Source organism: Taibaiella chishuiensis (assembly GCF_003014535.1).
GTDB lineage: Bacteria > Bacteroidota > Bacteroidia > Chitinophagales > Chitinophagaceae > Taibaiella > Taibaiella chishuiensis.
Genome location: NZ_PYGD01000008.1, coordinates 210,632 through 219,038, shown reverse-complemented (window position 1 = coordinate 219,038; position 8,407 = coordinate 210,632). Strand labels below are relative to the sequence as shown.

Below are 8,407 nucleotides of genomic sequence, written 5' to 3'. Positions count from 1 at the left end.
TCATCCCGGTATGACCATCAAGAACATTGCCGTAATAGGCGCAGGCGTAATGGGGCAGGGGGTTGCCTACCAGTTCGCGAAATACGATTACAATATTACACTGGTCGATATCTCGGCAGAGATACTGGATGCCGCCGGTAAAAATATCCGGAATATCGAACGGCTGGATAAGCTGTTGCATAAGTCTGCAAGCACCGTTAAGGTATCCGATAAAATTACGTTTACCACGGAACTGAGTGCGATCGGCAGCGCCGATTTTATTATCGAAAACATCAGGGAAAACATCGCGCTCAAAGAAGCGCTCTACCGCGAAATGAAGGCCTATATTGCCGGTCATGCCTTACTGGCCGTTAATACTTCTGCGGTTTCCATTACCCGGCTGGCTTCTTTTTTAAAACATCCGGCGCAGGTAATGGGCATACATTTTATGAACCCTGTGCACCTGAAACCTACGGTAGAAGTGATTCGTGGTTATCATACTACAGCCGATACCATTGCAGCTACGCAGGCCCTGTTGCAATCCGTTGCCATGACGGGTGTGGTAGTGAACGACCTGCCCGGTTTTATTTCCAACAGGGTATTGATGCTTACGGTAAACGAAGCCGTTTTCGCTTTACAGGACCAGGTTGCCCAAGTGGCGGATATCGACAAGATATTCCGGGAATGTTTCGGGCATAAGATGGGCCCGCTTGAAACGGCCGATCTCATTGGCCTGGATACCATTTTATATACACTCGAAGTTTTACTCGAGAGTTATAATGATACAAAGTTCAGGCCCGCACCCTTGCTGAAAAAAATGGTGGATGCCGGCCTGCACGGCCGCAAGACCAACGAAGGCTTTTATAAATACAACTAAACAACAACCATAACAAGCACAACACTTATTAAAACAAAAATAAAAATGGAAACAGCAATTCAAACAGAGCAAACAGCAACCATCAGGGAATTTCTTCAGCAACGTATCGGCGCCGAAATAGCTTTTACCGACGAAGAGGATATTTTCAAATTAGGCCTTGTAAACTCCTTGTTTGCACTGGAACTGGTGCTCTTCCTGGAGAACACCTACCAGGTAACCGTGGAAAATGAAGACCTTAAACTCGAACATTTCAGTACCGTAAATAACCTGTCCGATTTTATCTCCAGAAAAAAAGGCCTTTGATTTCTTCCGGGAAACGAATACACAAACCCAACACAAACCGCGAACGACAAAACAGACCATCAAATAAAAAGACATGGATCTCGAATTAACACGGGAGCAAAAACAATACCGGGCGGAATTCAGGCATTTTGTCCGGGAAGAACTTTTGCCCTATGCCAATGATTACGACAAGCAGGGTTTTATTCCCCGCAGCCTTATAGATAAACTGGCGGAGAAAGGTTATTTAGGCGCAGTAATACCAACTGCCTACGGAGGCCTGGGTATGGACCAGGTGTCGTATGGGCTGCTGAACGAAGAGATCGGCAGGGCCTGCTCTTCCTCCCGGAGCCTGATTACCGTACACACCTCGCTTACCTCGGAAACGCTATTGCGCTGGGGCACCACGGCACAAAAGGAACAATGGCTGCCCTTGCTTGCCAAAGGCAGTACACTGGCTGCTTTTGGCCTGTCAGAACCGGGAGCCGGCAGTGATGCTGCAGGCATAGCAACAGCCTACCTGGAGCAGGACGGGCATTACCTGCTGAACGGGGTAAAAAAATGGATTACTTTTTCCCAGGTTGCCGGCCTCTTCGTGATCGTTGCCACCGGTGCGGCGGGTATTACCGCCTTCCTGGTAGAGCGCGATACACCCGGGCTTACCGTACAACCTCTGGATGGTATACTGGGTACAAGGGCTTCCATGCTGGGCGAAATACATTTAAAAGATTGCCGGGTACCCGCCGGTAACATATTGGGCAGGATAGGATGGGGACTGCAGCAAATTGTGAATACAGCTCTCGACAACGGCCGCTACAGCGTAGCCTGCGGTTCGCTGGGCATTGGCAGGGCCTGTCTCGAAGACAGCATCGAATACGCCAAAAGCAGGAGCCAGTTCGGCAAGCCCCTGAAAGACCACCAGCTGATCAAGCAAAAGATCACCAATATGGTGGCCGATGTAAAAGCGGCCAGTCTTTTATGCCGCAATGCCGGTTACCTGCGCGACAAGAAAAACCCGGACTACGTAATACAAACCACCCTGGCCAAATACTTTGCTTCGCGTATGGCCAATGCCGCCGCCGCCGAAGCGGTACAGCTGCATGGCGCTTTGGGCTGCCACGACAGCCTTTCCATACAACGTTATTTCCGCGATGCCAGGGTGATGGAAATTATCGAAGGATCAACAGAAATACAACAGATTATTATAGCAGACCACAGCATTGCCGGTTTAGGCGCTGTATTATAATTCATAACATGATAGGCATTCAATCTATAAAAACATATACCCCGGGCATACCGGTACCGGTGCTGCAGTTACAGGAAAAAGAAACGCTGAACGAAAGCGAGCTCGCGTATTTCACTACCTGTGGTGTGGACACCGTTTATGATTCCGGTACCATCAGCAGTTATGAACTGGCGAAAGGGGCCGTCGAAAAACTACTGCAGGAAACAGGCACAGAAGCTGCTTCCATTGATCTTATTATTTACCTGCAGAGCAGGATGCCGGAACATTTTATCAGCTCGGAAGCTACCCGGCTGCAACATGAGATCAAAGCACACCAGGCGCTGAGCTTCGCGATATCCAACCTGGGCTGCGCCGACAGCTCGATGGCGCTGAAGCTGGCCCGCGATTTCCTGGTGGCCAACCGGAAAGCCAATAATGTGCTGATCTGTTATGGCAACAAACTTTTTTCCAATTACCGGTTCCGCAACCCCGTTACCATCATCGGCGACGGCGGCGTGGCAGCCCTGGTAACCAAAACATCCGATCACCAGATCACCGATATCCAGATCCAGACCAACGGCCATTACTGGGACCTGTTTAAGCTGGAATACCGCGACCGGAACGCCGATCAGTACAAAGAAGCCTGCAGCGACCTCCGGAAATACGGGTTTGAGCTGGCCATTGAAAGTAAAAACCGCTTTAAGGAAATCAACGATACCATCCTGGGGCGCAACGGGCTTGTATTGCAGGACATCGCTCATTTTATGTTGCAGAACATTTCATCCAGGGCCTACGACTATTACCAGTCGGCCTTTGATATCCCGATATCTGCAATCTGCGGTATGAACCTGGCCCGGTACGGGCACCTCGGCGCCGGCGATATCTTCCTGAATTACCAAACAGGTATGGAATCGGGCATTTTCCAGAAAGGAGAAAAGGTCCTGATCATGAACAACAGTCCTGTTGCGGCCTGGAGCTCCATCCTGATCGAGGTCTGAGTCTTGTTACTTTAAACACACACACATGAACAACACAACAACCGAAACAACAACGATAACAACAACCGCACCGGGAAAGGCGCGGCATAAAGTCATTAAATGTGTGGTATGGGACCTGGACCATACCATCTGGCATGGCATTTTACTGGAACAGGATCGGCTGGAACTGAGAGATAATATCGTTACGATCATAAAAACCCTCGACAGCTGGGGCATCATCAACTCGATTGCCAGCAAAAACAATCATGAAGATGCCATCGCGCAACTGGAATCCTTTGGCATCCGGGAGTATTTCCTGTACCCGCAAATCAGCTGGGACCTGAAATCCAATGCCCTTCAACGAATAAAGGAAAAGCTGAACATCGGTATGGATGCGATTGCTTTTATCGACGACCAGCCCTTTGAACGCGATGAAGTATCTTTTGTACATAGCGAGGTATCCTGCCTGGATGTAACGGACATCGGCAATATCCTGGAATGGTTCCGGCCGCGCTTTATCACCGAAGAATCCGCTTTGCGGAGAAAGATGTATCTCGATGATGATAACCGCAACCAGGAAGAACAGGAGATTGGCAATAACCGGCAATTCCTGGCCTCCCTGGATCTCGCGTTCCGGATCAGCCGCGCAACGGTTGCCGATCTGCGCCGCGTGGAGGAACTGACCTTGCGTACCAACCAGTTGAATGCTACCGGTTATGCTTATACCTACGACGAGCTGGAAGTCCTGCTCCGCTCGCCGCATCATCACCTTTTCGTTTCCGAACTCACCGATAAGTATGGCTCGTATGGAAAGATAGGCGTGGCTATGGTAGCTGTCGAAGATAAGACCTGGACGCTGAAGCTGTTATTGATGTCCTGCAGGGTAATGTCCCGCGGGGTAGGCGGAGTGCTGCTTAACTACATTATGAACCTGGCGAAGGCGCAGGATTGCAGGCTGCAGGCCGAGTTCCTGCCCACCGACCGCAACCGGCTGATGTATGTCACCTATAAATTCGCGGGTTTTACGGAAGCCGGTACACTCGAAAACGGCGGCGTATTACTGGAACATCCTTTACCGGACTTTATTCCTTATCCCGATTATATCAAAGTATCCACAGACCAATAAAGCCGCCTGTAACAGGTTACACCGGCAGGTATATCACTATTTGACCCAAACATCGCAGCAGCGCTGTGTTTAAAAATATACAGATGAAAGATATTGCAATCATAGGAATGGCGGGAAGATTCCCGGAAGCCGATACTATAGACGCTTTCCGGCAAAACCTGGCCACGGGCAGGGACAACGTCAGGGAATTTTCAACAACAAGAAAATCGGCGACTACCATGGCCCCGGGCAAGCAATATATGCCCATCGGCTTTATGGAAGACATCGATCTTTTTGATCACAAATTCTTCCAGATCTCCAAAGCCGAAGCCGAATATATGGACCCTCATCAGCGTATATTGATGGAGGTGATTTATGAAACCCTGGAAAGCTCAGGTTATGACATCGATTTTTTTAACGGCAGCGAAACAGCCGTATTTATAGGCGATACCGACCAGGATTACGCACAGCTGGCGGAGCGTTTTGATCCTACCCTCGTAACCGGCACAACCAATGCCACTACGGCCGGCAGGGTTTCCCGGTTTTTCAATTTCAGGGGCAATGCTTTAATGGTGGATACGGCCTGCTCTTCTTCTTTGCTGGCGGTACATATGGCCTGTAATGAGCTATTGATCGGCGATGCAGCTTATGCCCTTGCCTGCGGGATACGGTTTATCCTGTTCCCCGCGGAACAGAACACCGGCCCCGACCTGGGTATTATGTCCAGGGATGGCCGGACCCGGAGTTTTGCGGCAAGCGCAGCAGGCTCAGGCGCGGGTGAAGCAGCGGGTTGTGTATTGCTCAAGCCCCTGGATAAGGCGCTTGCCGATGGCGATATTATTTACGCCGTTATCAAAGGTACGGCCGCCAACCAGGATGCCCAGTTGTCGGGAAGCCTTACGGCGCCCAGTAGCCAGGCGCAGTCGGAAGTGATCCGCAAGACCTGGGAGAAAGGTACAATAGACCCTGCAACGATCAGTTATATCGAAGCCCATGGCAGCGGTACCAAACTGGGCGACCCGATCGAAATCGCCGGTATGGATCTTGCTTTTAAAGGTCTTACCGGTAAAAAACATTTTTGCGCCGTTTCTTCTGTAAAGAGCAATATCGGCCATACGGGCAGTGCCGCGGGCATTAGTGGCCTTATCAAAGCCGTGCTCTCCCTGCGTTTCCGGGAGCTCTATCCTTCCGTTCATTTTGATCAGCCTAATCCTTTTATTGATTTTAAACGCTCGGTAGTGTATGTGAACGATACCTATAAGCACTGGGATGCCCCATATCCCAGGCGTGCGGGCGTCAGCTCCTTCGGCCTGAGCGGTACCAATTGCCATGTATTGCTGGAGGAAGCCCCGGTAATGCCAGTCAGGGATGCTATTCCGGGGCCTTTTATTTTTAACTGTTCGGCAAAATCAGCTTCCAGTCTTAGGGCATACCGCGACAAACTGGCCGCTTACCTGGAACAAAGCGATACTGCTGACTTAAGCGATATCAGCTATACCCTGAACAATGGACGCAAGCACTACGCTTACCGGGCCTCGTTTGTAGCCGCAGATAAAGCAGCATTGATCCGGCAGTTAAAGCAGCCGGAGCACAGCAATGTGCCCGAAGCACTGAAGAAAATAGTCTTTCTTTTTTCCGGCGATGGTCCTGTGGCAGATGATCAATTGCAAGCCTGTACCGGCCGTTACCCGGATATGGGAAGATATATAACCGCGTGTAAAGCGTTATGCGGTGTAACCAATACCGCCATCAACCGCTTTATGCTGCAGTATGCTTTGTACCGCGTCCTGGAAGAAAAGGGATTGGGTACCGAACATTTGTTAGGTACCGGCAATGGCGACCTGGTGGTGGCTGTGCTGTTAAACGAGATGACACTGGAAGAGGCGCTGGCAAGCTGTACCCTGGAAGACCATGCTGTTGCCGGTCTTGATCAGAAACTTTCAGGTCTGGTAAGGCGTGAAACAGAAGAGGGTAGGGTTGCTTTTATCGAGTTAGGACCGGAAGGTTGCCTGTCCCGCGGTTTGCAGTTACTTAATTACCCGGATAAAGAATTCCTGTATACCGTAGTCTGCGCTTCCAATCCGCTGGAGATCGTTCAGGCCTTATACCTGCAGCAATTCCCGGTCGACTGGGCGCGGTTTTATGGAGCAGTTGATGGTTATCGCAAAGTAAACCTGCCTGCTTATAGTTTTGATAAAACACGATGCTGGCTTAAAGCGCCTTTGTCCCAGGAGGAAACAGCACCTGCAGACAGCCCGGAGCAGCAGCCTTTACCTGTACTGGCGCCCGAGCCGGATGCAGACCCGGAGCATATGCGGGCAATTATCCGGGAAGACTGGTCGCCGATGGAACAGAAAATTGCCGCTGTCTGGATCGCGGTACTCAAGTTGGAGGAGCTTTCGCTGGAGGACGATTTCTTCAGGCTGGGCGGCCATTCCCTGATGGCTACAAAGGTGATTGCCATCCTGGAAAAGGAATTCGGCGTAAAGCTGATCTTTAAAGATATTTTCACCTTTGCTACCGTGCGGTCCTTAGCCCGGGGCCTGGAAACGCTGCTAGAAAGCGGCGCGCAACAAACAAGCTACAACGAAATACAACCTGCTGCATTAAGCGACTACTATCCGTTATCGGAGGCGCAACGCCGCTTGTGGCTGATCCACCAGAGCCATGAAAAAAGCATCGCTTATAATCTCCCATCCTTTCTGCTGTTAGCTGGAGATCTGGATATAACAAGGCTGGAAGCGGCTTTCCAGGCTTTATGCGACCGGCACGAAAGCCTGCGTACAAGCTTCGGAGAACGGAATGCCCGGCCGGTGCAGCTTGTAGCAGATAAAATTGTATTTAAGCTGCAGCAAATCACGGGTATTAAAGACCCGGAAGACGCGATCCGCCAATTCCTGCAGCCTTTTGAGCTCAATCATGCGCCTTTGATGCGGGTGGGCCTGGCGCAGCTCGAACCGCAGAAGCATCTGCTGCTTTTTGATATGCACCACATTATTTCAGACGGGGTTTCTTTAGGTATACTGCTGACCGAACTGGTAAAGCTGTACCATAACGAGACACTACCGCCCCTGAGGATCCAGTACAAAGACTTTGTGGTATGGCAGCAGGAAGCGTTTGCGCAAGGCCTGATGCAAGCCCAGGAAAACTACTGGTTGCAACAGTTCGCTTCCGGTGTGCCTTTGTTGCAGCTCCATACCGATAAACCACGTCCCGCCGTTCCTTCGTTCGAGGGCGATAAATTACTTTTTGAACTGCCGGTGGCATTGGTACAGCAGGTGCAGGCCCTGGCCGCTGCTACAGCAAGTACGCCGTTTATGGTCCTGTTAAGTGTGTACAATGTACTGTTGCATAAATACACCGGGCAGGAAGACATCGTGGTCGGATCTCCTATTGCCGGCCGCTCGCATGGCGACCTCGACCAGGTGATCGGTATGTTCGTGAACACCCTGGTATTCAGAAATAAGCCGGCAGCGGATCATACCTTCCTGCAGCTGCTTGGCGCTGTAAAGGAAAATGCGCTGAATGCTTACCAGAACCAGGATTATCCCTTTGCATTGCTGGTAGATAAACTGGACCTGAAAAAAGATAGGACCCGTAACCCGCTTTTTGATGTCATGTTCGTGCTTCAGAATATCGAGCTGCCGGATATCCGTCTCGGGGATCTTTGTATAACGCCTTACCCGGTGCATACGGGTACGGCCCAGTTTGACCTGGTGCTCGAAATCAACGAAGCAAAAGGCAACTGGCCGGTAAAACTGGAATACAATACCGCTTTGTTTGAAGCAGAGACCATACTGCTGATGAAAGAACGTTTTCTTGTTTTGTTGCAGGATATACTGGCAACGCCGGAAAAGATGCTGGCAAACTTATCTTTTAAACTGGCGCAGGAGACCATCGACGAAACGACGGGCCTGGACTTTGCTTTCAACTTTTAAGCAGTTTTCGCGGAAACATGATTATTC

6 protein-coding genes are annotated in these 8,407 nt (G+C 50.5%); all 6 read left to right on the top strand.

Annotated features, from left to right (window positions below; all coding sequences use genetic code 11):
• The first annotated feature begins 10 nt into the window (after positions 1 to 10).
• Positions 11 to 856, top strand: a complete 846-nt coding sequence (locus B0I18_RS18905) for a 3-hydroxyacyl-CoA dehydrogenase family protein (RefSeq protein ID WP_106524311.1) — start codon at positions 11 to 13, stop codon at positions 854 to 856.
• Positions 857 to 901: 45 nt separating this feature from the next.
• Entirely contained in the window at positions 902 to 1,159 is a 258-nt protein-coding gene (locus B0I18_RS18900) for an acyl carrier protein (RefSeq protein ID WP_106524310.1), read from the top strand.
• A gap of 73 nt (positions 1,160 to 1,232) precedes the next feature.
• Positions 1,233 to 2,381, top strand: a complete 1,149-nt coding sequence (locus B0I18_RS18895) for an acyl-CoA dehydrogenase family protein (RefSeq protein WP_106524309.1) — start codon at positions 1,233 to 1,235, stop codon at positions 2,379 to 2,381.
• Positions 2,382 to 2,389: 8 nt separating this feature from the next.
• The gene (locus B0I18_RS18890) at positions 2,390 to 3,358 is read left to right on the top strand and encodes a 3-oxoacyl-[acyl-carrier-protein] synthase III C-terminal domain-containing protein (RefSeq protein ID WP_106524308.1); all 969 of its coding nucleotides are present in this window, start codon (positions 2,390 to 2,392) and stop codon (positions 3,356 to 3,358) included.
• Between the two features lie 25 nt (positions 3,359 to 3,383).
• Positions 3,384 to 4,463: an HAD-IIIC family phosphatase gene (locus B0I18_RS18885; RefSeq protein ID WP_106524307.1), complete on the top strand. Its 1,080-nt coding sequence runs from the start codon at positions 3,384 to 3,386 to the stop codon at positions 4,461 to 4,463.
• A gap of 83 nt (positions 4,464 to 4,546) precedes the next feature.
• Positions 4,547 to 8,380: a condensation domain-containing protein gene (locus tag B0I18_RS18880; protein ID WP_106524306.1), complete on the top strand. Its 3,834-nt coding sequence runs from the start codon at positions 4,547 to 4,549 to the stop codon at positions 8,378 to 8,380.
• Positions 8,381 to 8,407: the final 27 nt, after the last annotated feature.

Bases quoted from the DNA above. Each gene is read 5' to 3' on its own strand.
- B0I18_RS18895 (WP_106524309.1), top strand. From the start codon at position 1,233: ATGGATCTCGAATTAACACGGGAGCAAAAACAATACCGGGCGGAATTC.
- B0I18_RS18885 (WP_106524307.1), top strand. From the start codon at position 3,384: ATGAACAACACAACAACCGAAACAACAACGATAACAACAACCGCACCG.
- B0I18_RS18905 (WP_106524311.1), top strand. From the start codon at position 11: ATGACCATCAAGAACATTGCCGTAATAGGCGCAGGCGTAATGGGGCAG.
- B0I18_RS18890 (WP_106524308.1), top strand. From the start codon at position 2,390: ATGATAGGCATTCAATCTATAAAAACATATACCCCGGGCATACCGGTA.
- B0I18_RS18880 (WP_106524306.1), top strand. From the start codon at position 4,547: ATGAAAGATATTGCAATCATAGGAATGGCGGGAAGATTCCCGGAAGCC.
- B0I18_RS18900 (WP_106524310.1), top strand. From the start codon at position 902: ATGGAAACAGCAATTCAAACAGAGCAAACAGCAACCATCAGGGAATTT.